Source organism: Suilimivivens sp. (assembly GCF_037359455.1).
Classification (GTDB): domain Bacteria; phylum Bacillota; class Clostridia; order Lachnospirales; family Lachnospiraceae; genus Suilimivivens; species Suilimivivens aceti.
Genome location: NZ_JAXXXI010000027.1, coordinates 1 through 24,718 on the forward strand (window position 1 = coordinate 1; position 24,718 = coordinate 24,718).

At 42.2% G+C, this 24,718-nt stretch carries 19 protein-coding genes; 14 read left to right on the forward strand and 5 right to left on the reverse strand.

What is annotated here, in order from left to right:
- Nucleotides 1–401: 401 nt before the first annotated feature.
- From WJQ40_RS03430 to WJQ40_RS03460, 7 genes are all read left to right on the forward strand, one after another.
- Nucleotides 402–1,067: a DUF6020 family protein gene (locus WJQ40_RS03430; protein WP_337537940.1), complete on the forward strand. Its 666-nt coding sequence runs from the start codon at nucleotides 402–404 to the stop codon at nucleotides 1,065–1,067.
- Between the two features lie 158 nt (nucleotides 1,068–1,225).
- The gene (locus WJQ40_RS03435; RefSeq protein WP_337537898.1) at nucleotides 1,226–2,494 is read left to right on the forward strand and encodes a hypothetical protein; all 1,269 of its coding nucleotides are present in this window, start codon (nucleotides 1,226–1,228) and stop codon (nucleotides 2,492–2,494) included.
- A gap of 106 nt (nucleotides 2,495–2,600) precedes the next feature.
- Entirely contained in the window at nucleotides 2,601–4,082 is a 1,482-nt protein-coding gene (locus WJQ40_RS03440; RefSeq protein ID WP_337537899.1) for a hypothetical protein, read from the forward strand.
- A 218-nt stretch (nucleotides 4,083–4,300) separates the two neighbouring features.
- Complete coding sequence (istA, locus tag WJQ40_RS03445) at nucleotides 4,301–5,866, forward strand: IS21 family transposase (RefSeq protein ID WP_337537900.1); 1,566 nt, start codon at nucleotides 4,301–4,303, stop codon at nucleotides 5,864–5,866.
- Nucleotides 5,867–5,992: 126 nt separating this feature from the next.
- Complete coding sequence (locus WJQ40_RS03450) at nucleotides 5,993–7,048, forward strand: acyltransferase (protein WP_337537901.1); 1,056 nt, start codon at nucleotides 5,993–5,995, stop codon at nucleotides 7,046–7,048.
- Nucleotides 7,049–7,197: 149 nt separating this feature from the next.
- Nucleotides 7,198–8,301 (forward strand): hypothetical protein, encoded by a 1,104-nt coding sequence (locus tag WJQ40_RS03455; protein WP_337537902.1) that lies wholly within the window; start codon nucleotides 7,198–7,200, stop codon nucleotides 8,299–8,301.
- A gap of 15 nt (nucleotides 8,302–8,316) precedes the next feature.
- A complete protein-coding gene (locus WJQ40_RS03460; protein ID WP_337537903.1) occupies nucleotides 8,317–11,598 on the forward strand; it encodes a hypothetical protein in 3,282 nt (1,093 codons plus the stop codon).
- Nucleotides 11,599–11,883: 285 nt separating this feature from the next.
- On the opposite strand, the gene WJQ40_RS03465 is transcribed toward WJQ40_RS03460, so the two are convergent.
- Entirely contained in the window at nucleotides 11,884–12,630 is a 747-nt protein-coding gene (locus tag WJQ40_RS03465; RefSeq protein WP_118797402.1) for a helix-turn-helix domain-containing protein, read from the reverse strand.
- Nucleotides 12,608–14,443 carry a sensor histidine kinase gene (locus WJQ40_RS03470; protein WP_337537904.1) on the reverse strand — a complete coding sequence of 612 codons (1,836 nt, stop codon included), beginning with the start codon at nucleotides 14,441–14,443 and terminating at the stop codon, nucleotides 12,608–12,610. The genes WJQ40_RS03465 and WJQ40_RS03470 overlap by 23 nt, the downstream gene beginning before the upstream one ends.
- 156 nt (nucleotides 14,444–14,599) lie before the next feature.
- On the opposite strand from WJQ40_RS03470, the gene WJQ40_RS03475 reads away from it, so the two are divergent.
- The 7 genes from WJQ40_RS03475 to WJQ40_RS03505 all read left to right on the forward strand — a co-directional run bounded on the left by WJQ40_RS03475 (nucleotide 14,600) and on the right by WJQ40_RS03505 (nucleotide 22,577).
- The gene (locus WJQ40_RS03475; protein WP_337537905.1) at nucleotides 14,600–15,478 is read left to right on the forward strand and encodes a sugar ABC transporter permease; all 879 of its coding nucleotides are present in this window, start codon (nucleotides 14,600–14,602) and stop codon (nucleotides 15,476–15,478) included.
- Entirely contained in the window at nucleotides 15,478–16,317 is an 840-nt protein-coding gene (locus tag WJQ40_RS03480) for a carbohydrate ABC transporter permease (protein ID WP_337537906.1), read from the forward strand. Before WJQ40_RS03475 ends, WJQ40_RS03480 begins: the two co-directional genes overlap by 1 nt.
- Before the next feature lie 139 nt (nucleotides 16,318–16,456).
- A complete protein-coding gene (locus WJQ40_RS03485; RefSeq protein WP_118797406.1) occupies nucleotides 16,457–17,824 on the forward strand; it encodes an extracellular solute-binding protein in 1,368 nt (455 codons plus the stop codon).
- 109 nt (nucleotides 17,825–17,933) lie between these two features.
- The gene (locus WJQ40_RS03490) at nucleotides 17,934–19,814 is read left to right on the forward strand and encodes a CotH kinase family protein (RefSeq protein ID WP_337537941.1); all 1,881 of its coding nucleotides are present in this window, start codon (nucleotides 17,934–17,936) and stop codon (nucleotides 19,812–19,814) included.
- Nucleotides 19,815–19,826: 12 nt separating this feature from the next.
- Nucleotides 19,827–20,534: a polyphosphate polymerase domain-containing protein gene (locus tag WJQ40_RS03495; protein ID WP_337537907.1), complete on the forward strand. Its 708-nt coding sequence runs from the start codon at nucleotides 19,827–19,829 to the stop codon at nucleotides 20,532–20,534.
- 53 nt (nucleotides 20,535–20,587) lie between these two features.
- Nucleotides 20,588–21,289: a DUF4956 domain-containing protein gene (locus tag WJQ40_RS03500; RefSeq protein ID WP_337537908.1), complete on the forward strand. Its 702-nt coding sequence runs from the start codon at nucleotides 20,588–20,590 to the stop codon at nucleotides 21,287–21,289.
- 157 nt (nucleotides 21,290–21,446) lie between these two features.
- Nucleotides 21,447–22,577 carry a radical SAM protein gene (locus WJQ40_RS03505; protein ID WP_337537909.1) on the forward strand — a complete coding sequence of 377 codons (1,131 nt, stop codon included), beginning with the start codon at nucleotides 21,447–21,449 and terminating at the stop codon, nucleotides 22,575–22,577.
- Here the strand turns inward: WJQ40_RS03505 and WJQ40_RS03510 are convergent.
- The 3 genes from WJQ40_RS03510 to WJQ40_RS03520 form a co-directional block, all read right to left on the reverse strand.
- The gene (locus WJQ40_RS03510; RefSeq protein ID WP_337537910.1) at nucleotides 22,574–22,837 is read right to left on the reverse strand and encodes a hypothetical protein; all 264 of its coding nucleotides are present in this window, start codon (nucleotides 22,835–22,837) and stop codon (nucleotides 22,574–22,576) included. The genes WJQ40_RS03505 and WJQ40_RS03510 overlap by 4 nt on opposite strands.
- A 204-nt stretch (nucleotides 22,838–23,041) precedes the next feature.
- Complete coding sequence (locus WJQ40_RS03515) at nucleotides 23,042–24,154, reverse strand: M56 family metallopeptidase (RefSeq protein WP_337537911.1); 1,113 nt, start codon at nucleotides 24,152–24,154, stop codon at nucleotides 23,042–23,044.
- A 72-nt stretch (nucleotides 24,155–24,226) separates the two neighbouring features.
- Nucleotides 24,227–24,655 carry a BlaI/MecI/CopY family transcriptional regulator gene (locus WJQ40_RS03520; protein WP_118798282.1) on the reverse strand — a complete coding sequence of 143 codons (429 nt, stop codon included), beginning with the start codon at nucleotides 24,653–24,655 and terminating at the stop codon, nucleotides 24,227–24,229.
- Nucleotides 24,656–24,718: the final 63 nt, after the last annotated feature.

Below are 24,718 nucleotides of genomic sequence, written 5' to 3' on the forward strand. Positions count from 1 at the left end.
CACCCACTTATGAGCAAGCTCATGTGGGCTTAGACCTTTTGACCCTGGTATCATAATATGTGCGTAGGTAAAGGTGTAAGATATTATAGTGTAGCAGAGGGTGGGAAGTGTGTATATGAAATGGTGGAAAAGTAATTGGATTTTGTTTTTGTATAGTGCGATATCAGCACTGGCTGTCACAATGGATCTGAATGTGGCAGATGCACCGGAAGCAGGTATAATAAGGGATTTCTATTATCCATATTAACATTGTTATTCTTTGGAGGATATTGGTATATCTGGAAGCAGAAGAAGATGGAAGTGATCAGATATAGTAAAGGGGTATCCCTATTTCTTTCTTTGATGTATGTGGCCGGAGTCGGGTATGCATATCAGAATACAGTGACAGTTTTGTTTCAGTCATCCATAAGGCAAGGTATGTCAGGGATTATGGAGATGATGTTACCGAGGAAGAGAAAGAAGTAATAGGAAAGGTACTGGACTATAATAAGATTGCGGATGTTTATATGGAATTGACTTCTGACCCGGTGAAGACTACCTATCATGCAGAGAGTACGGATGACCTGATTGCATACTTTAAGGTATGGTTTAAGCAGTTCTGGAAGCATCCCTTATGCTATGTGGAAGCAACATGGAATCAGAATTATTATCTGTTTGCACCTAATATAGATAATATTGTTTATAACAAGGATTGCACGATAGCACATGAAATTATGGAACAGATGGGAATGCAGGAGCAGATTTCTTTCCATGTTCCGGAGAAAATGCACGGGATCTGCAGCATTATGGTAAGCTACTATACGTTGCTGCACAGGCTGCCTGTTATAGGAATGTTAAGTAATGTAGGATTTTATATAATTCTGTTATGGATGATAACCTTTTTCTTCCTGAAGGACGGAAGAAAAAGGGAGCTTTGGCTGCTTCTGCCCCTGTGGTTAACGTTTCTTATTATCATAGCATCATCACAGATTCAGAATCAGCCCAGATATGCGTTCCCGATTATCTATGCCATGCCTATATTGATTGCATTATATAAAAGGGATGCGTACAAGATGTCAGATAAGTAAAGTGAAAAACAGGATGGAAAAGAAACCAAAGGAATAAATAAAAAAGAAATTTGGAATAGTATTGACGATTTTCAGGTGAAGAATAATACACAGTATCAGCAACGGATAATGTAATTGTATTTGTACTCGATTATTTCAGTAGCCTTTACCAGCAGGAAATGCTGGAAAATATTCAGATGGAGCAGATGTGCTTCGTGATGCACTTCGGGAGAATGGTCAAAAACAGGAATCGGTCAGAAATGCAAAAAATAGAGAAGAAGATCATTAACTTTATAGAAAAAAATATTGGTTGGATCTGTATAGGTGCAGTTACGTTAATCCGGCTTATGATCTGCTTTTATGTGAGAAGATACGAATCGGGTGATTTTAATGCAGATCTGCTTCCGTGGTTTGTGGAAATAAAGGCAGATGGTGGGATAAGGGCACTGGAACATCAGGTAGGAAACTATAATATTCCTTATCAGATATTGATTGCGTTGTTGACATATTTACCGTTTAAGGAGCTTTATTTATATAAAGGTCTTTCTATTATATTCGATTATTTAATAGCAGCAGGTTGCGGAATTCTGGTTTGTACGTTGAAAAAAAGCCGGTCTGTAGAGTTATTTGCAGGAGTGTATACAGGGGTACTGTTCATTCCAACTACTATCCTGGATTCGGCAGTGTGGGCACAGTGTGATTCTATTTATTGCTTTTTTATCGTAATGTCGCTTTGGTGCTTATATCGCGAAAAATGGAGTGCTTCATTTTTGCTTCTTGGGGCAGCATTTGCTTTTAAGCTGCAGACCATATTTATTTTTCCCTTTCTTGTAGCATATTATTTGTTGAGAAAAAAATTTACAATTTTATATTTTATAGAAAGCTTTGGAATGTGGTATTTGATGTGTCTGCCTGCAGTTATTATGGGAAGACACTGGCTGGATCCGATTAAGGTTTATTTTCAGCAGACAGAAGCCCATGGATATATGTGGCTTAATTTTCCCAGTTTCTGGATACTGATAGGGGATGATTATGATATGCTGAAAAAGGCAGCGATTTTTACTACAATAGCAGTACTGGGAGCTGCAGTATGCTATATGCTGTATATAAAGATGGATTTACAGAGTCCCACGAAATTTCTATCTGCAGCCGTATGGATGGCATGGAGCTGTATCCTGTTTTTGCCGGCGATGCATGAAAGATATAGTTATTTGATCGATATTTTACTACTTCTGCTGGTATTTATGGACAAGCAATATACGCTGATATTTGTTATAGAAATTATATCCAGTATTTTAAGATATAAATACTATCTTTTTAATGGTGCAGAAGTTTCTGAATGGCAGGCAGTGGTTTATTTAGCTGCGTGGATCCTTTTGACATGGCAGGTGTTTGCAAAGAAAAAGGGTCAAAGCAGCATTGGTATAGCGGAAAAGAGTGTGGGGTAGTATGCAAAGCAGGGTAAAAAGAGTTATTTTTGCAACAGGTATCATATTTATACTGATGTTGTTGCTCTGTGTAATTTTGACTAACCTTTTTCACTATAATTACAAGATGAACTCTGATATTGGTGCAGAGGCAGTTCTTGGGAGGTTAATCTGGGATAGCAAAGAGATTATTCCGGCGTCATGGTATCCCTCTACTGAAACCAGGATCATAGCAACACCGCAGGTTGCGGCACTGTTTTACGGATTGACAGGAAATATGGATCTTTCCATGGGACTTGCCTGTTGTACGATGACAATAGGTATTGTATTAGCTATATGGTTTTTTATGAAGAAAGCAGGCAGTGGTAGGATCAGTTGTCTGCTTATGTGCTTATTCTGTCTTGGATTTGCCGGAAATATAATAATACTGGAGCTTCTTTATGTATTTGCTGGATATTACGCCATTCATGTGATAGCCTTCTTTTTTATTTTGAATTGCTACAGCTCTTTGCTTCAGAAAGAATGGAAAAAGAGTAAAAGTCTTCGCAGGAAGATGTATGGGAAGTATATGATAGGACTGATACTTGCTTTTCTGCTTGGGATGCAGGGAACGAGAGGAATCCTGATCACATTTGGTCCTTTATTTGGGATAGAGATGATCAGAAGTTTGTATGAAAGGATATGCCGTAGTAGATATCAGAAAAAAGGGATCATTTTGGGAAAGCAGCAGGAGAAAATATCATTTCTGTGGGTGAGTGGATTACTGGTACTCAGCTTCCTTGGAACCAAAATGCCCTTTTCCTCAGGTCAGGAAATATCAAGAAATATCAGGAATGGTTTTGCAAAGCTGATCCAGGTGGTTCTGCCGGATACATGGAAAGCGGTTGGATTCAGTGAAGGAGATACAGTGAGGAATATATGTCTTGGCTTATTGGTTCTGAATGTAGTGATATGGGTAATTGTACTACTGATACATATGCTGAAATGGCAGGAACTTAGCAGCCTTGAATGGTGTTTTTTGGTTACAGCGGCATCACCGGTTGTAACAGCCCTTATTGTGGCTTTTACGACGGTGGAAAGTTCTGAAAGATATTATTTTATGTGGATTTTCTCTATGGCATTTGCAGCAATTCTTAGCTTTGAATGTTTAAGAAAAGGAATGACGGCGGGTATATCTGCATGGAAAGTGCTGACTGTAATAACGCTTACAACTGCCGGCATTGTGATCGGAATTAATATACATACAGTTTATCAGCCAATTTTGAATGCAGAAGAACCAACAGCATCGGATGCGTTGGAAGTTGTAAATTACCTGGAAGAAAATGGATACGAAATGGCATATTCCACGTTTGAGAATGCAAACAAAATGACAGCATTATCGAATGGAAAGGTAAATGTGTATGCAATCAATTCTTTTGAAACTATGGATATCTGTAAATGGCTGACAAATGTAGACGGATATCCGGAGGATGGAATTGCAGATCAGGATGGAGTTGTGTATATTGTGCCGGAGGTATGTGAGGAAGAAATAACTAAGAGAGGAAGCAATGAAGGAGAATATCAGTTGCTAAGTGAAATGGGAGTATATAAAATTTGGAATAAACAATAATAAAATGTTGATATGGTTATAAAATCAGTATATATAAAAAATATACTGATTAAAGTTGGTTGCAAATGGCGCATCCCAACGGTCAGTTTTGCGGAGCAAAACGGTCGCGATGCGTAGCTGAGCGGTCGGACGTAGTCCGTTTTAATTACCTGAATTATCCATCATAATGGCAGTAGCTGCTATTTGGCAGTGAATACATTATGAAGGAGGATAATGGTATGCTTGATTACAAAGACATAATTATCAAAAGCTATGCCCTGAACATGTCCGGTGCAGAGATTGCAAGACAGTTGGGCTGTAGCAAATCGGGAGTCAATGACTTCCTTAACGCATTTAAAAAATGCGAGACTTTAAGTTTTCACCTTCCGGAGGGAATCACAAACTGTGGTATTGCTGAGTTGGTTTATGGCAAAGCCCCTGCATCCGGAAATCGTGATGAGAGTTTTGAACTCCCTGATTATTCAGTAGTTCATTCCCAGCTTATTACCAGAAAGAACATGACGCTGATTTATCAGTGGAACCGTTACAAGAAAAAGTGTGAAGCCGATGCCCTGAAACATTATTCTTATCGACAGTTTTGTGAGCGGTACAGCATGTGGTGTGATGAAAATGAGAAAACAGCCCATTTTACGCCAATCATCGCTCAGACAATGGAGGTAGATTTCGCGGGAAAGACCTTTGAAATGACAGACCGGCTTGCAGGTGAAGTGTCTGTCGTAGTTGTGTTTGTTGCAGTACTTCCCTATTCCCAGATGATTTATGCTGAAGGAATGATTTCTACGAAAGAACTCCTGTGGATACAGGTCAATAACAATGCCCTGGCCTTTTATGGAGGCGTTCCTGCTTTAGTAGTATGCGATAACTGCAAGCAGGCAGTGATTACCAACGAGGACTGGATCCAGCCGGAACTCAACAAGGATTACGCTGAGTGGGCGGAACATAATCATACGGCTATCGTACCGGCCAAGGTTCGTAAGCCCAAATATAAAAGTTCTGTTGAGAATTCCGTGGGAATTTTGGAGAAAGGATTTTTTCATGATCTCGAAGAACGTCAGTACTTTAGCCTTGAACAGTTTAACTCTGATTTATGGGAAAAACTGGACGAAATTAACTATGAAAACTTCAAACATAAGGAACACAGCAGATGCTATTACTGGGAAGAAGAGAAAGCCGAATTAATGCCTCTTCCCTCTGTACCTTACGAGTACATGGAGAGGAAAGAGGCGAAGGTATCAAGCGACTTCCACGTACGCTTTGATAATGCTTATTATAGCGTAGATAAGGCTTATAAGCATCAGAAAGTTTCTATCAAAGCATCAACTGCTGTTGTAAAAATTTATTCTCAGAAAGGCGTTTTAACGCAGCAGAATACCATTTTGGTGGGTAAGTGGATTACTGGTGCTCAGTTTTGTGGGGACGAAGATGCCTTTTTCCTCAGGACAGGAAATTTCAAGAAATATCCGGAACAGTTTTCGAAACTGATTCAGGTAGCTCTGCCAGATACCTGGAGAGCGATTGGATTCAGTGAAGGACATACGATCAGGAATGTATGCCTTGGCGCACTGATTTTGAATGTAGTGATATGGGTAATTGTACTGTTAGTACATATGCTTAAGTGGCAGAAGCAGAGTAGTCTTGAATGGTGTTTTCTGCTTACGACAGTGGAAAGTTCTGAAAGATACTATTTTATGGGGATTTCCTTCATGGCATTTGCAGTGATTCTTAACATTGAATATTTATTTAAGAAAAGGAATGACGGCAGATTGTATGGCAGCGGAAGATGAGAGATTTCTGGATACCGGGGTGAAGTGTGAACAGAAAGAGACGATAGGAAGTTATAGTATTTGGGTATTGGATAATAATTATTAGAGAATATAAGATTAAAATACAGGATTCAGGGGCTAATTAAGATGAAAAATAGCGTACAACATACAAGGCGTAATTCTAATTTGGAACTGTTGCGAATTATAGCGATGTATATGATCGTATTCATACATGCAAACTTGAATTTATCGACTTTCTGTGGAGGAAAGTCGATGATCTTTTTTAATGGGCTTGTGAATGGAATCTGTAATATAGGAGTTACCTGCTTTATTTTGATATCTGGCTATTATGGGGTTCAGTTCAAGTTAAAGAAGCTTGTAAAAATGGAATGTATGATGATCTCCTATTCTCTGCTTGAGATTTTGCTCATGTATCTGGTTATGCCAGAACAACTGCAGGGAGCAGCGCTGCTGGAACAGCTTGTGAAATCTTTATTGCCATTCATCAGTCGAAAATATTGGTTTTATTCCTGTTACGTATGTTTGATGCTGCTAAGTGGGTATATTCAGAAACTGATAGATGCACTGAAACAGGAAGAAATGAAAAAATTGTTGATATTGATGATTATTCTTTTCGGTGTGCTGCCTACGATTTTTTACTTTGAACTGATCCCAGATAATGGTAAAGGTCTGGTACAGATGATAATGGTATATATGATCGGAAGATATATACGTTCCTATTATGATCGAAAATTACAGGGGAAGGCAATTATTGTATTTATTGGTTTATGGATCATTAATGGAATTTCTCATGAGCTTCCCATTCAAATAGGAGGAATTTATCATCATTTATGCAAGGATAACAGCATAACCAATTTGACGATGGCAGTGATTCTGTTCTTTATCTTTAAAAACTGGAAATTTCAATCTGGAATAATTAATCATCTGGCAAAAAATATATTTGCCGTATTTGCATTGAATAATACACTGATAGCATGTGTAATGAAGATATTGCGGGAAAATAATCTGGTTAAACAGGGAGCGGCAGGAGGATTTCTGATGCTTGCAGGAATCGTGTTTATTATACTTGTGGGATGTTTGCTGATAGGAAGTATTCGGGAATTGATGTTTGGAAAGTTGGATGAAAAGCTGGGGAATATGATAGAAGGTATAGAACGACATGTGAAAACCAAGTTTATATAAAAATTGTATTAAGTAGATGGAGAAAAAGAGGAAAATATTGACATATTTTGACAAGCATAGTATATATAAAATATACTGATTGCGTGTATACAGAAACCAGTTAGTGAATATCTAACTGGTTTTAATTTTTGCAAAGGAAAAAACAAAAGATGGAAAAGGCATTCATTCTCTCTAATATTAACGCTTGGCTGGGGAGTGCAGGCTCAATAACAAGTATTATAGCATTTCTGGTAACATGTATAACTGGGGGGATAAAGTTTATAGAAAAATATAGAAATGGAGTAGCATATCGAAAGGGGACAATTGGGCCTGTACGTGATGAAACATCAAAGAGTTATTGGAAAAATATATTAAGTTTCCTGTATGATGAATTTACAATTGTGATTATAACAGTATTGCTATTATTAGAAATGAAAACAGTCTTAATAATTGTCACTTATAGAAATACAGCGGATAAAAAGGTGACAGATATGTTGGTGTTGCTAATATTTATTTTGTTTCTGATTCTTAACTGTATTGTAGTGCCTTGGTTTAAGAATTTGAAAGGGAAAAGCGATAAGGTCAAATGTATTATTATCTTGGTAGGATGTGATGTGTATTTGCTAAATGTGATATTTTTACTGACAGTAACAAAAAAAGAGATATTTCAAATTGTTATGATAGTAGCATCACTGGGTTTAGCAGCATGTACAATAATAATTGGAATGCAATTTGGTCTAAACTATAAATATATAGTTGTGAAAATTAGTAAAATAATCAGATGTGTGATGTTGGCTTTATATGTGGTAATGATATTTATATGGGAAAATGCTGGTGTATATGTTAGGGCAATTACATTGGTGTGGATGGGGTTAGCTGTTTTTGAATATATATATATTATAATTATCAAGCAAGAAAATGAAAAGATTAAGATAATTACAATATATGGTGAAGATATAACGCAAGGTGCAATTAAGCGATATCAGGGAAATAAAGTGCAATATAAAACAATCAAGGGAAAAAATTTAATTTTGAGTCTGGAAGATATTGAAAGAATTGAATACGAAAGACAGTATTGGGATAACAGGGAAAGAAAAAAGCTGGAAAAGCAGGAAGTAAAATGCGAATTATATAATGGAAATATTTTAGCGGCGAATCAGGTAATGATCCTAAATGAAGACTGGATACGGTTGGAAATACAGGAGAATATGGATATATTGGTGAAAATTCTGAAGTGTAAAGATGTTAGAAAAGTGGAAATGATACAAAAGTAAAGGAAAGGGAACATCATGTTCAAATTAAAACCAATCCCCTCCACCCTTCCTCTCCCCATCCGTGAGGAGTGGGACAGGCTGCAGAAGTTACAGAATGACAATTACGGGCTTGTTTTTGCAGTAAGGGACAGTTATGAAACAGTCTTAAAGATCATACTGCTTTCTATCTGCTATCTTTTAAAAGAAAATGATGATGACAGGTTCTGCCGGACACTTTTCGAAAAGCAGATGGCGTTTGGAGACTGGGTCAATGAACTGCCTTCTACACTGAAGAAAAGTAATCTGGTGATGCAGAATCCTGTACTGCACAAATATCTGAAAAAGCTGGTGACCTTTTATAATAAATCCGGTATTGTCAAATGGAGAAATAATTTCATCGGGCATGGACTGATGAGTAATGCAGAGGATCAGAGCTTTTTTGATGAGGCAGGACAGATGCTCGATCAGCTTGCAGATTTTCTGAATCCAGATATACTGCCGGCAGAGATCAGCCAGCTTGATTTTGATCACTTGGAACCGTTTATGTTCAGAGAAGAGGAACATTTCTATCTGTATGAATCAGTTTCGGCAACGGGGCTTATTTTTTACACAGATCATGCAGACAGAAAGAGAATAAACAAAGAGAGTGATTATTTCGCAGAGAAAAGGAAAAAGTACACGGCCAGCTTAAATGTAATGTGTAAAGGTAGGCTTGATAAGGATGTTTATCTGGCTTCTGAAGATGAAGCGATAGATGGTTTTTATCTTACATCCTTTTATAAAAAGCCGGACTATATGAAAAACTGGATAGATAAGATTCTGTCAGAAAATGACAGAGGTATTTTTCTGATGAAAGGCGGACGTGGAACAGGCAAGTCATCCTTTGTACTGGCGTGCGATGAACTGAATCAGCATGGAGATCAGAAAATAGGGCTGAAGATAGAAGGGGAGCCGGTCACGGTCCGAGCATATTATTGTAATCGTATCGATGTCAGTGGAATCAATGATTTTGTACCATACATTCAGGAAATGCTGAAAACAACAGTAGAAGGAGAGCAGTTCCGAAGCAGACAGGGGAGCATTCCGGGAGATGATGCACCGCTGGAGAAAATACTCGCATTTTATCAGGAGCAGTGTGAAAATACATTTGGACGTGAAAAGCTGCTGCTGTTTATTGACGGAGTAGATGAGCTGACAGAAAAGGGACAGGATATTTTACTGGAATTGCCGGATCCTGGAGAAATGCCGGAAAACGTTTATATTGTTCTGACGTGCAGGGCGGAAAAGGAAGAAGTATTGCCTGCTATTTTGGATTTCACAGAAAGGTATCCGTTTACGGATCAGGTAGAATTTGATCTTCACGGAGAAAATCACAGCTTTTTGGTGGAAATCTTAAAGAACAGGTTTGATCTGACAGAAACAGAGGCGGGCAGGATCACAGCAGTATTGGATGACAGACTGGTGGCGTTGCCTTTGCTGGAGGGACAGGATAAAAAAGAAATTTTAAGGCTGGCAGATCAGGCAGAGGCAGGCGTACTGTCACTGACAGATCTTGCAAAGGAATATCTTGACAGATTAAGTCTGCGTTATGGGAAAAAATATTTTCAGGAAGCAGTCCGGTTTCTTATGACTGTTTCCGAGGCAGCAGAGGGATTGACATTTGCAGAAATTTCCCAGTTGTATGCCGGAAAAGGACCGACTATTCAGGAGCTGTGTTTCCTGCGGGATTTGTATCCCTTTTTGACAGAGTATCGTTCCTACCGGGGAAATGTGTTCGTATTGTCGAGAGAAGAATACAGGGACAGCCTGCAAAGTGCATATCACAGTGTGTTTTCTGAAATGGTCAGAAGCTGGCGGATGATGCTGGAAGAAGTACAGTTGGATGAGAGACTGAGGGCAGATTCGCTTGGACAGGACGTATTATTGTATATCTGTGCCAATCTGGCAGTTTGGCAGACAGAGCGCAGTAGTGACAAAGGTTTTTCTATTATGGAAGGGGCAGGAAAGAATATTCTGGAAAAGATCTATACGCTTTGTCAGGCGGTACCCATGTATGACAAAATCCATCGGGAAAAAAGAGCTTTTCAGGGACTTTCTTCTGTGATCAATACGATTGTGAAGATGATAGAACTGCAGAAAGCAGAACAAAAGCAGGGAGATCTGCTGTTAGTCTGTGGAGCCAGTGCCATAGAAAAAGCTGTGAATCTACGGGAAATGCAGGCAGGAAAGGATATCGCAGAAAGGATAACCCAGATGATTGATCAATATCCTGGTCTGTTCCCGGCAGATACGGCAGAGAGAAAGATAAATCAGGCGGTATTTTATGGACAGGCAATGGTACGTTTCTGTGAAGAATATGAGGAAAGGAAGGCAGAAGAGTTTTATGGAAGATCACTGGAATGTCTGGAAAAACTAAGTGAAGATGACGGATATGTAGAACGGAGCAGACAGATCAGAAGAGTCCTTTTGCATAATTATCTGGGAACAAAAAGAAACAGTGAGCCACAGGAAACATTAAAGCTTGCCAGGGAGCTGGAAAATATTCTGAGGCAGGAGGAGCCATCTTTTGGAACAGCTTCAGACTATGTAATGATTGCAGCCTGTTACAGGTCAGCAGGACAGGGAGAGACAGCAGAAGAAATGTTCCGGAAAACCTGTGATATGATGGAGCAGATTCTGGACAGCCGGAAAATACGATGGCAGCAGCTTACAGATGTTCATGAACTGGAACTGTATTTTACAGCATACTGGAGACTGTTTCAGTTCATAGATGACAGGATGCAGACAGGGATCCAGAATGCCATGTTCTGGGAACTGAAGGTGGCAATTCGGGTAATGGATGAATTTATAAGCTATATGATAGGGATATCCCAGCAGGGAAGTTCCTGTTTTGATATGATGAGACTGAATTTTATGATGACTGCGGCATTGCTGAGAAATTCTTTGACTGCTAAAATGACAAACATCGGACTGCCGGGAGTCAGGCTTCGAAATCATACCTGGGTTTCAGAAGCTGAGTTAAAGGAAGAATCCTATAAAATTGTTGGTATTCTGGAGGAGAGCTACAGAAAGCTTCTGAAGAACAGGATCGCAGTTAATAAGATAGATGCCATGTTTAATCTGATGAACTGTGCCTGTATTTATGCGGGATTTGGTGATTCAGAAAGAGGTGTGGAGCTGTTACAGAAGGTAATCAGTGAGTTCTCACCGGCCAATGGGCAGGAAGAACAGGTATATCAGATTTTGGAGAGGAAACTGACAGAACTGCAGGGAAAAAGCCGACTTGAAATTTCGAATTCCAGTGCACAGGTAAAATAGCTGCCCAGACCTGGAATGGGCGAAAATGGAAGGGGTTTATTTCAGATTCCAGCGAATGTACTGATTGAGATTTTACAGACGAGTTATTCTCCATTATATTCTTCTGCTATACATAATCGCTTCGTACATTCTATCGGTGTTTTTCATTTGGGGAGTATAGCAGCTGCAGATACTACGAAGGACAATATGTTTTATATTTTTTATCGTAGAAAAAACCATAACAATATAAAGGATAAAAAAGAGTTCTGTAAAAGTCTGGTAGTGAAAACGATTGATACATGATGCTCAGCCTAACCCCTTCCGGTACTCCGTCGGTGTCAGCTGGTAGTAGTTCCGGAATGCCTTGCTGAAGTAGTGGTTATCTGCATACCCGAGGCGCTCTGCGATATCGGAGATCTTGATATCCGGCTGGGCGAGCAGCTCTGCAGCACGCTCCATACGCAGCTTCAGGACATACTCATAGATGGTAAAGCCATACTTGTTTTTAAACAGCTTGTTCAGATATTCCTGAGAAAAAAAGTACTTTTCTGCAAACATGGAGATGCGGATATTGGTACAGTAATTGCTCTCTATGTAGTCTTTGATAATAGTAACAATTTCATCAGGGGTGATGTGGTCGGTCTTGGCAGAAGTGTCAGAGATACCGAACACTGCATCAGGATCAATGGCCTTGACTGCCTTTTCAATGGCGCAGTTGAGGCTTTCTTCGTCTACGGGCTTCAGAAGATAATCGCAGGCACCGTTGCGGAGGGCATGCTGGGCATAGGAAAAGTCGTCATAGCCGCTGACTACGATGTACTGGCTGTCAGGGAATTCTTCATGGGCCTTTTCAAGGAAGGCACAGCCATCCATGACAGGCATGCTCATATCTACAAAAACGATATCCGGATGAAATTCGCGCATGGCGGCAAGGCCGTCTTTGCCATTGACCGCATAGCGTGGCGGTTCAATGCCGTAATAGGCGAAACGGCCAAGCCTGGAAATGGCGATCTGGACAGGTTTTTCATCATCAATGATCAGAGAACGGTACATGGGAGCTCCTTTCGTGGAAAATGTCCTGGGAGTGATCCCGGGAAACGGGAAGAGTCAGGGAAATACTGGTGTATTTACCCTCTTCTGTATTGATCACAAACTTTGTTTCGCGGTTATAGAGGATCTGCATCCGGCTGTAAAGGTTTGCAAGACCAATGCCACTGTCCTTGCCGGAGGATTTCTGGGATGCAAAATCCTCGTAGATCTTCTGGAGGCGGTCATCAGAAATGCCACAGCCACTGTCCCTGACGGTGATCAGAAGATCATTTTCCATGAGTCTTACTGTAACCGTAATGTGGATAGAGGTCTGTTTTTCGGATTTTCCGTGGATAATGGAATTCTCCACAAGCGTCTGAATGCTGATCTTGGGGATCAGGCAGTCAAGGGAAGCCGGATCGATCTCAGAGGAAAAGACAAGCGCATCTCCCATCCGCACCTTCTGCAGAAATACATAATTATCAGTATAGTTCATTTCCTGCCGGAGAGGAACCATAACGTTGCCTTTAATAGTATACCTCAGGTTAGAGGCGAGTGAGGTGATCATCTTATGAATTTGTGGCTGGTCATTGATCAGTGCTTCTGTGGAGATCGCCTGCAGGGTATTATACAGGAAATGGGGATTCAGCTGGGCTTCCAGCGCGGCCAGTCTGGCATCGTTGGCACGCAGCTTTGCCACATAATTTTCATCGATGAGACGGTCTATGTGCCGTACCATGCCGTTAAAGCTCTGGGACAGCTCGAAGGTTTCCTGGCAGCCATCTGCCTGTATTCTGGTGGAAAAATCACCGGCTCCGGTCCGCTGCATCTGTACAGAAAGCTCCTTTAACGGGTTCATCAGGAGCTTCAGCAGAAGATAGATGAGAACCACCGTGATCAGCCAGAACAGAAAGCCATTGATCAGGATGGAGTGGCCAAGGTGTCCGATCTCAGCATCGATGCAGGCTTCCGGCATGAGGCAGACCATAGTCAGATCGCCGGTTGTGCCGGTATTGCTTACAAGGTAATAGGACTGATTGTTCAGTGTAATAGCCGGCTGCTCAGAGGAAGGAAGCGGCAGCAGCTCTGAAAGGGAAAAGGGAAGCGTATCGGCAGAGGAATATATCAGTTCCTGTTCGTTGTTCAGCAGAAGGAAGATCTCGCCGGTATCGCTGTGATCCTTTACGAGCCGTCTGGTAAAGCTGGCATCAAGGGTGACCTGGACGACGGCCTGGATGATCTGGCCGGGGACGGTAAACAGTGTGTGGTAATAGGTGAGATTACCGGAAGCATCACTTTCAATATAAAGGTTCCGTGGGCTGCCCTTGCATTTCTCCGCGGCATCAAGAAAGGGCTGGATATCCATATTCTGCTGCACAGTAAAGTGCTGCTGGCTTTCGTTTCTGCCAATGATCATGTCCTGATTGATCAGATAAAGCTCGTAGTCTAGGATATCACTTCTTGTATAGTAATTATAGAACATCTGCTGTTTGACGTAGCTGAGCTGTTCTGTGGTGATCGGTGTTTTCTGGTCAATGATCCTGGTATAGGAGGAGTCATAATAAGGCTGGATACAGAATTTGGCAAGGGAGTCCAGATACCAGTCTGAGTTTTCTGCCTCCAGGGAAAGAATCTGGGAGGTGGTGGACAGGTACTGGGAAAGAGTCAGCTCCTTGGTCGAGGTATAGTCTTTATGTACAAGCTGTACAGACACTGCAGTAGTCAGGAGTATCATAATAAAGATCAACTGGATCCATAATGGCACCGGATTCAGCATTTTGCGTATTTTTTGAACCCATGGGCGGAGTAATTCTTTTATTTTTGTGGATAATGACATTTTTTCACCCTCACTTCAGGCATATTATACAAAAAGTTTCAAAAAGTGAAAAGTGCTTTGTTCATTTTTTTACACCTTTCTGGTCAGTTTATTTCATTTTCAGGACAGGGACGAGTATTTTATAATGATTACATCAAGTAGAGAAGGAGGACGGAAATGAATAAGAAGGTTAAAAACGGGTTGGAAATGGCAGCCTTTACAGTTCCGGCGATCATACTGGTCTGTCTGATGATGTATGTGCCTTTTATTCTGAGTGGCTACTATTCCCTGACAGAGTGGAATGGTATTTCAAAGGCCGTTAAATTCGTAGGACTTACCAATTTTAAAACGTTGTTTTCGCAGGGGGGTGACTTCCTTCCGGCACTCTGGTTTACGACGAAATATACCTTTTGCTTTGTGGTATTTTCCAATGTGCTGGCGCTGGCGCTGGCAGTGATGCTGACAAAGAAGTTTAAGGGGGCAAATTTCTTCAGGGGAATTTTCTTCGTTCCTTATATCATGAGCATGACGATCGTAGGCTTTATCTGGAAGTTCATTTTTACCAGCGGATTTGAGAAGCTGTATGAAGCAACGGACTGGAGCTTCTTAAATTTAAGCTGGCTTGGTGATACGAAGCTGGTATTCTTCTCGGTGGTATTAGTTGGTGTATGGCAGTCGCTTGGCTTCTATATCGTGCTTTACATAGCCGGTCTTCAGGCAGTTCCGAAGGACGTTCTTGAAGCGGCGACCGTAGATGGAGCCGGCAGGGTGCAGACCTTTTTCAGGGTAACGCTTCCGCTTCTTGGCCCGTCCTTTACGACCTGTATTTTCATGTCACTGACCAATGGTCTGAAGGTGTTCGACATTATCCTTGCACTGACCAAGGGAGGACCGGGAACGGCATCTAACAGTGTGACATTACAGATTTATAAGGAAGCATTTACGAATAATAATTATGGACTTGGTTCCGCAGAATCCATTATCTATTTCCTGTTTGTCATGGTCATTACACAGCTGGTGTTAAAGGCCTTCAGCAGAAGGGAGGTTGATCTGTAATGACGATCAAAGCTAAAAGAAGACTCCGGATGACAGTCATGATCTTCGTGCTTATTGTGGTTGCAGCTATTTATATTTATCCGGTGTTCCTTATGTTTATGAACTCTTTCAAGCCGTTTGGAGAGATCGTGGCGAATGTACTTGCCCTGCCAAAGAGCCTTGACTTAAGCAATTATACTTATGTTGTTAAGAAAATGGATTATCTGGCACTCTTTAAGAATAATGTGATCATCACTGTGATCGGTATTGTCGGGATCGTAATCTTTTCATCCATGGCAGCATACATTCTGGACAGAAGAAAGGGAACCTACAGCAGGATTGCTTATCTGATCATCACGACACCAATGCTGATCCCTTTTCAGACGATCATGATCACATTGCTGAAATCCATGAATGTGATTCACCTTGCAGGCAGTAAGATCGGTCTCGGGATCCAGTACTGGGGATTTGGTATCCCCATGGCAACCTTCATCTTCTTTAACTTTATGAAGACGATCCCGAAGGAACTGGACGAAAGTGCGAAGATAGATGGAGCCTCCACCTTCCGCACCTACAGATCCATTATTTTCCCGCTGCTGAAGTCGGTGACGGTAACGGTTACCGTACTGGATGTTATGTGGATCTGGAACGATTTCCTGCTTCCGCTTCTGATGGTAAACAGCAATAATAAGACAAAGACACTGGTACTTGCGGCATACACCTTTGTAGGACAGATGAATACTAAATGGAACTACGCACTGACTGCCATGGTGCTGACAGTTGTACCGTCTATCATCGTATTTATCCTGCTGCAGAAGTATATCGTAGAAGGTGTTGTGGCAGGAGCAGTAAAGGGCTGATTCCCCTGGCGTAAAGTTCAAAATGATTTTTTCCTGTCTGTCTGCCGCAGTGAAGTGGGGATGATGTTATAGCCGGAAACAGACGGGTGAAAATAAAGTAAAAAAGGGATTCCCGAAGATGGGACAAAGGAGGGTAAAAATGAAAAAGAAATTCATCAGCGCAATTCTTTGCGCAGCAATGACAATGAGCCTTCTGGCTGGCTGTGGATCATCCGCAGGAGACAGCAGCAGTGCATCCACTGACAGTACACAGGCCGAAGAGACAACAGAAGCAGCAGATACTTCTGCAGCAGAAGAGACAGCACAGGTTTCTTCTGACGAGCCCTGTGAGATCTATATGTTCATCAGTTCTCCGGAATATGCAGATGCGATCGGTGAACTCATTGATGCTTATAAGGAAGTAGCACCAAATGTGACCATCAACTATGAAACCACTCAGAATGATTATCCGACACTGTTAAAGGCAAAGCTGAATTCCGGTGAGGTTCCGGATATCTTTTCCTCTACATCGGGTAAGGAGATCGATGTTTACAAGGAATATTCTTATGATCTGGCAGGACAGCCGCTGACAGAGACCATGTCTGATGCAGTAGCAGCAACTATGCAGAGTCCGGCGGACGGAAGCGGATGCTACGGAATCGCGATCAAGGGAAATTATTTCGGTATCGTATACAACAAGGCGATCTTTGAAGAATGCGGTATTACTGAGTTCCCTTCAACTGTAAGTGCCATGAAGGATGCCTGTGAAAAGATCTCTGCAGCAGGATACAAGCCTTTCACGACCGGTTTCAATGAATGGTGGGTATATAAGCATGTAGCACAGCATTTCTTTGATGCTGCAGCTGCAAACGCAGGAATTTCCGCAGCAGAGCTGGTATCCGGCTTTGAAAATGGAACAGCCAAGATCTCAGACTATCCTGAGCTTTACAATAACTTCTTCGATTTCATCGATCTGGCTGTAAAGTACGGTGATGATAAGCCTCTTGAAACAGCACTCGATGGTGAGGAATCTGCTTTTGGTACAGGTAAGGCGGCTATGGTTCTCGGACAGGGCGCATGGATCGAAGCTGATGTTCTTTCCATCGATCCTGATATCCAGATCGGCTTCAATGGCTATCCTGTAACAGAGGATGCTTCCCAGTGCCAGGTTATTTCCGGTTCTGACCAGTCACTTCATGTAAACAAGGATTCTGCAGTACTTCAGCAGACTCTTGATTTCATGAACTGGTGGTATACATCTGACTATGGCAAGGCATGGTTTACAGATGTAGCAGGTGTTGTTCCTCCGATCAAATCTGATGTACAGAGCAACTTCGAGATCATCAAGCAGGGCGATGAGCTGGCAGCTTCTGCAGGTGCAGCAGACCTTGAGATCATTTACTCTACAGACAGCTGGCATCAGACCTTTGGTGAGATCATGCAGTCCTATATCGCAGGCGATCTTGACAAGGATGGTGCATGCGCTCAGATCGAGAAGCAGTGGCAGGAAATCGACGGTGCACAGTAGGAACTGGCTGGATGATTTCCATCTAAAAAGATAAGAGAGTCCGTTATCCTGTGGACAAAACAGGATAACGGGCTTTTTTGTGTGTGGTGTGTGTGGTATACTGGTGAACATGAGAGAAAATAAGCTGATACGAATATTACTGATGATAAGTGCTGTGGCACTTCTGCTGCTGACGCTCTGGATCGCTTATCTGCGGACAGACCATGAGGCATCCTTTCTGGAGGAGCTTACATTCACTGCGGAGGTGGATGGTGAAATGGTTTCCTTCAAGCCGTTTCTGGAGGAAACAGACGGAAGATATTATCTGATCCTGCCGTCCTGCTTTCAGGGAAAAGAGACAGACCTGACTGTGCATTATGACAAAGAGGATGGCAGGCTTTTCCTGAATGGGGAGAAGCTCCGGAACGGAAGTACCGTTTCCGGGATACAGGGAGAAGAGGTTTTTGGTTATCAGGTGAAGGGAGGCTTTGGTGAAACCTTCTGTGACCGTGAGCTGCAGGTGCTTATTTCTGAAAAGCTGCCATCGCTGCTTCTGACAGTAGAGAATACTTCCTTTCTGGAGAAGGATCTGGAGGCAGATAAGAAAAAGTATGCGCAGACAGGAGAGCTTCTGCTGCTGGATCCATCCGGGGAGGCTGTCCTTACCGATCATCTGGAAAAGCTGAGGGTAAGGGGAAATCTGACGGCAACACTGGATAAGAAGCCCTATACCTTTACTCTGTCAAAGGAGGCTTCTGTATGCGGCATGACGCCGGCGAGAAAGTGGAATCTGATCGCCAATGCTACAGATGGTTCTTATATGAGGAATAAGATCGTACTGGATCTGGCAGACAGGGCGGTAGGGGCAGAAGGCTATGAGCCGGATGGTGAATTTGTCGAGCTGTTTATGAATGGTGAATATCAGGGACTGTATCTCATTACAGAGGCAGTAGAGATTGGGGAAAACAGATGGGATATTGCAGAAGATGGCGGCTTCGCTTTTGAAATGGAGCTTGATTTCCGGAAGGAAAACGGGAAAGACTATATTACAACGACGGGCGGCAGGCTGTTCGAGGTGAAGGAAGCATCCGGCCGGAAGCTGAGTGCAGAGCGAAAGCAGGAAGCAGAGGAACTGTTGAATGATGTAGAAAGCGCTTTGCTTGCGGATGATGGGATCAGCGATATCAGTGGAAAGTCACTGGAGGAGCTGATCGATATCCCCTCATGGGCGGCGGGATGGCTTGCGGAAGAGATTTCCGGTGATCATGATGTGGGAATTGCCAGTCAGTTTGCCTGCACGAAGAGAGAGAGTTCCCTGTTGTATGCAGGACCGGTATGGGATTTTGACGGAGCTATGGGGAATGTAAATACGCCTATGTATGGAATCCCGGAGGCGTTAACGGCATCCATTGCCATGAGCAGACCGGAAGGGAATGCCAATCAGAACACCTGGCTGGCTGCCATGTATCAGAATCCGGTTTTCCGGCAGGCGGTAGAAGAGATCTACGCATCATCCTTTCAGAAGCCGCTGGAAGAGCTGCTTGACAGCGGGATCAGTGATTACGGGGAGATGATCAGCCGTAGTGCGCAGCTGGATGCCCTCAGATGGAATGAAAAACGGCTTTCCTGGGCATTTGTCCTTCCGGATGGACTTGAAATCCCTGCAGAGGGGGATTATACAAGATTTGATACGCTCTCGCAGGAACTTTCCATGGTGAAGCAGTATCTTACGGAGAAAAAGGAGTTCCTTGACAGCATCTGGATAGAAAAAAAGGAATACTGTATTGTAGAAGTGAAGCGCAGGGCGCCGTTCCTTAATGAGGACTATAATCAGACGCTGTATTACTGGGTGGAAAAAGGACAGCCTCTGCCGGCCATTCTGGATGAAGACAGAGAGGATAGTGTATTCCTTGGCTGCTTTGATGATGAGGATGGACAGCAGTATGTGGCAGAAACACCCGTCATGGACGATCTTGTACTGGTGGCCAGATGGGAACAGAAAGAGGAGTAAGGAGCATAACAGGTGGAGGAAAAGCGGTATCGACACGAATATAAATATCCCCTTACGCATGGACAGGCATTGATCGAAAATGCTAAAATAAATGCAGTTGCATCCAGGGACAGCCATACTGGTGCAGAAGGCTCTTATCAGATCAGAAGCCTGTATTTTGATGATTATCAGAACAGCTGCTATATGAGCAATGAAAATGGGGTCGATGAGAGAGAGAAGTTCCGGATCCGGATCTATAATCACAGTACAGAACGGATCACTCTGGAGTGTAAGGAAAAGTATCGTGGGATGACACATAAAAGCAGCAGCCCGATCACACTGTCCCAGTGTGAAAAGCTGATGCGGGGAGAAATCCCTTCAGATATCACAAAGGAACAGAGGGTATTGCACCGGCTTGCTTATCTGATGGCAGTGCGGCTGATGCGGCCAGCCGTGATCGTGGAATATGAGCGTATTCCCTATGTATACAGGATGCAGGATGCCAATGTGAGAGTGACCTTTGACCGGAAGATCCTTTCCGGTAGTGATGTGAGAGCGTTTCTGGATGAAAGGATTGCGGGAAGAGGGATCCTGCCGGTAGGGACAGAACTGATGGAAGTGAAGTTTGACAGCTTCCTGCCAGATGAGATATATCAGATCCTGCAGCTGGAGGGGCTTAAAGCATCTACCTTTTCCAAGTATTACCTGTGCAGAAAATTTCAGGTGCGGCAGAAGAGGTAAAAAGATCTGCAGAGACAAAAACGGGGCAGGGCACTGCCGGAAGCTACAAATAATTGAAACAGAAAGGTTTGGACAGAGGAATGGGATTTTCAGATATTTTCAAAAAGGATTTTCTGGCATCATATACCAGCGAAACAGTGAGTGTGCCGCATATTGTGGCGGTACTTTTCATTACATGTATCATAGGCTGCTACATTTTTATGGTATACCGGGTGATCACAAGGAAAACCTTTTATTCCAGGAACTTTAATATTTCCATTGCGGCGATCGCAGTGATCACAGCAGGGATCATACTGGCAGTACAGTCCAGTATCGTGATTTCCCTTGGTATGGTGGGTGCTCTTTCCATTGTCAGATTCAGAACGGCAGTGAAGGAACCCATGGATCTGGTATTTCTGTTCTGGTCGATTGCTGTGGGGATCTGCTGCGGCGCACATGTGACAGAAATCGCGATCGTCCTGTCTGTATTACTGACGATCCTTGTGCTTATTTTAGACCGTATTCCAATTGGCAAGGCTCCAATGATCCTGGTGGTCAATCTGCAGGAGGGAAAGCAGGAGCCTGAGCTGGTGGAAAGGATCAGGGAATTCTGCAGATATTACAAGATCAAATCAAGGAATATTACCGGAAATGGCTGTAATCTGGTGATTGAGGTGCGGACATCTAAAGAATATGATCTGGTACAGAAGGTGCAGGAGCTGGAAGGTCTTGAGAGCGTATCCCTGATCTCCCATGATGGGGAGGTTACTTTCTAAGAACAGATGTGGAAAAAACAGAAGATGCGAAAAATGATTTCTCATTTCCACATCTTCTGCAATCCCCCTTTACAGGATAATTGTAATATAAAAATAACAACATTGTAAATAGTTAGTTATCGCACGCTGTTACTAATAGCAAAAAAAGGAGTTATTCATGAAAAAGCTGAATGGAACTGTTATTGTAACCTATCGCTGTAATGCACGCTGTAATATGTGCAACCGCTATAAGAAGCCGTCCCTGCCGGATGAAGAAATTTCACTGGAAACGATAAAAAAGCTGCCTCCTATGTATTTTACCAATATCACGGGAGGAGAGCCCTTTATACGGACAGATTTAAAGGATATTGTGAGGGAATTAAAGAAAAAGAGTGACCGTATCGTTATTTCCACGAATGGCTTTTTTACAGACCGTATTGTAGACCTGTGCAGGGAATTTCCTGATATCGGCATCCGTATTTCCATAGAAGGGCTGGAAGAAACAAATAATAAGATCCGTGGGCTGGAGAATGGGTTTCAAAGGGGCTATTCAACGCTGAAGCAGCTGGTGGATATGGGGATGAAGGATGTGGGCTTCGGCATGACAGTACAGGATGCCAATGCCAGGGATCTGGTAGCCCTGTATCAGCTTTCTGATGAGATGAATATGGAGTTTGCTACTGCATCTCTGCACAATTCCTTCTACTTTGTGGAAGCGAAGAACATTATTCATGACAGACCTATGGTAGCGCAGGAATTTGAAAACCTGATCAATGAGCTGCTGAAATCAAAGAGTCCCAAGAAATGGTTCCGGGCATATTTCAATCATGGACTGATCAACTATATCTATGGACAGAAGCGTCTTCTGCCCTGTGATATGGCGTTTGATACCTTCTTTATTGATCCTTACGGGGATGTTATGCCCTGTAATGGTACAAAGGATAAGGAAGTGATGGGGAATCTGAATGAGTGTGACAGCTTTGATGAGCTGTGGAACAGTCCTCAGGCAGATGCAGTACGGGCAAAGGTGCGCTGCTGTGACAGAAACTGTTGGATGATCGGTTCAGTTTCTCCGGCGATGCACAAGTATATCTGGGGGCCGGCGTTCTGGGTTCTCAGACATAAGCTGAAGTTCTGGACAGATAAGAAATACAGTATGTATGAAAACAAGATCGTAAGGGACTATCGTGACGGCAAGGTAACAAAATCGCAGCTGGACGCTTGTTCCACCTGCGATTTGCATGCCATGATCCATGACGGTTTGTCGGAGAAGTCAAGGGAAAAACTTGAGGGTGGTGCTGGACGTTAGCCTACAAGGTGCCAGTAAGGTTCAGCCCATTCATCTCGGGTATAGTTAAAAAGACGACGATATAATTTGCCATTTTCTTCTTTATAGCGATATTTTATAATATCCGAACATGGAGCAATTTCAGAAGAGGCGGTTTCTATTATTTCATCAGGCTGTGAAGAAATTATTGGTTCTGCAGCAAAAACGGGAGTGGATATAGCAAAAAATGAGGCGAAGAAAGTAATGAATGAATAAATAAGTAATTTGTTTTTAAAGTTCATAGATAGAATCTCCTTTCGACATTAAAAAAGTAAACAATACAGTATTTTTAACTTCTCCTGTGTATTTAGAATACATCCATTAAAAAGATGTGTCAATATTTCAGATAAATTATGCATAATTATAATATCTACTAATTGGGAAAAGAATCATACACTGGTAAATCGGGGTCAGATATCTTTGACTCAGTCATGCAATAGTTGTTGTCAAGATAAATCATAAGTACCATCTTGATTATCAATATAGAAAAGATTTCTGCTGTCAGAATCAAAGGTTTCCACTGTATATTTATAAGATATTCTATATGGCTCAAACACAAAAACCAATGAGATCATCAATGCTCCAATAAGCAGCAGACTGGAAACCAGCCCATTTGGTGCCAGTGTTTTGATCTTATCAGGGCTTCCGATGATCATTTGTATTCTTTGGCTGAGAGAAGACGGCTTTTTGGAAGATTGGGTTTTTGAGGATTTATTCAACCTGGAATCGTCTGTCTTTGTAGAGCTGTAGGTGGCTGTAAAAGCGGGTGTCGTCTTTTTCTCTGCAAGGGTTCTTGCCATACTGGTAAGGCTCTTGGAATAGTCCAGGCGACCAAGAGGTTCTAACGGTGCGATAACCTTGGAATCCACACTGATTTCTATGATACGGTTGATCTCTTTCACGAAGATTTTAACCAGTGGGTTCCAGAAGTAGATCACCTCAAGAAGAGAACAAAGGAACTTATACAAGGTATGGTGGTTATAGTAGTGGGCTGTTTCATGGCTGAGAATATAGAATAGCGCTTCTTTGGAATGAACGCTGTCAGGCAGGACGATAACCGGATGGAAAATGCCATATATGAAGGGTGTAATATTCCTTGGAGTTATGTAGATCCTGAAAACAGCTTTGCTTTTCTGGTGGCAGGAAGTGATCTTATGAAGTATGGCATATGCGTCAGAGTCAGGTGCAGCTTCTCGAAGCCGATAGCGTTGCCGGATAGTGGCGAACTGGAGAAAAAGCCGTGAGCCGCAGATAAGGATGCCAATGTACCAAGCAATCATAAAAATAGTAAAGATGTTGATGGGAGGACCGAGAATGTTGATCTCCAGCATAACAAAGAGATCATACAGATAGGATAAACCCCACTTTACCGGTACAGAAACAGTGAAGGGAAATTCAAATGGTAAAAGGAAACGAAGCAGAATAACAAGAGAACTGAGAAGGAACAGATCAATATTAAAATAATTGATCACAGATGTCTTAACAACCTGATTAAGGGCAATAACAAAAACAGCATTGATAATGATCATGCTTAAGAGGGTAGAAAACGTGAAACTCATATGCTTGTCAATCCTTTCCTGTTTGGTCGATCTCTCATTTACCTTTCAGGAAAGGACAGGACAAATAACTTTCTAGTTTTTCTTGGAAAGCTCCTCTCTTTTCTGAGAGATAAGTTGCTCGAGACTGTCAATTTCTGACAGGAGATCTGAGGTATCTTTTTCCTCTTCGAGTAAAGTTGCTACAAAGGAAGAGGGGGAGAAGGGCTTACCGGAAACCTTGCTGAAGGCATTCTCAAATTTCTGAATTTCAAATTGATCAGGTGTCATGGTCGGCTTATAGCTTCTGCTGAGAACAGTTCCACTATAAACAATCTCATCTACTGCGATCAGCTTCTTCTGAAGAAGCTTTTTCAGAACAGCCTGTACAGTATTAATGGACAAGTCATCACGCATGGAGGTGATTTCGGAAGCCACCATAGATTTCCCGGATTCCCAAAGAATATCCAAAATATCTCTTTCTCTGTTAGTTAAACGGTATCTGTCATTTCGGCTGAGTGTCATAATTTCTTCCCTTACTTTTGTATAATAATGTTGTTAACATAAACATTAACGTATACATATCAT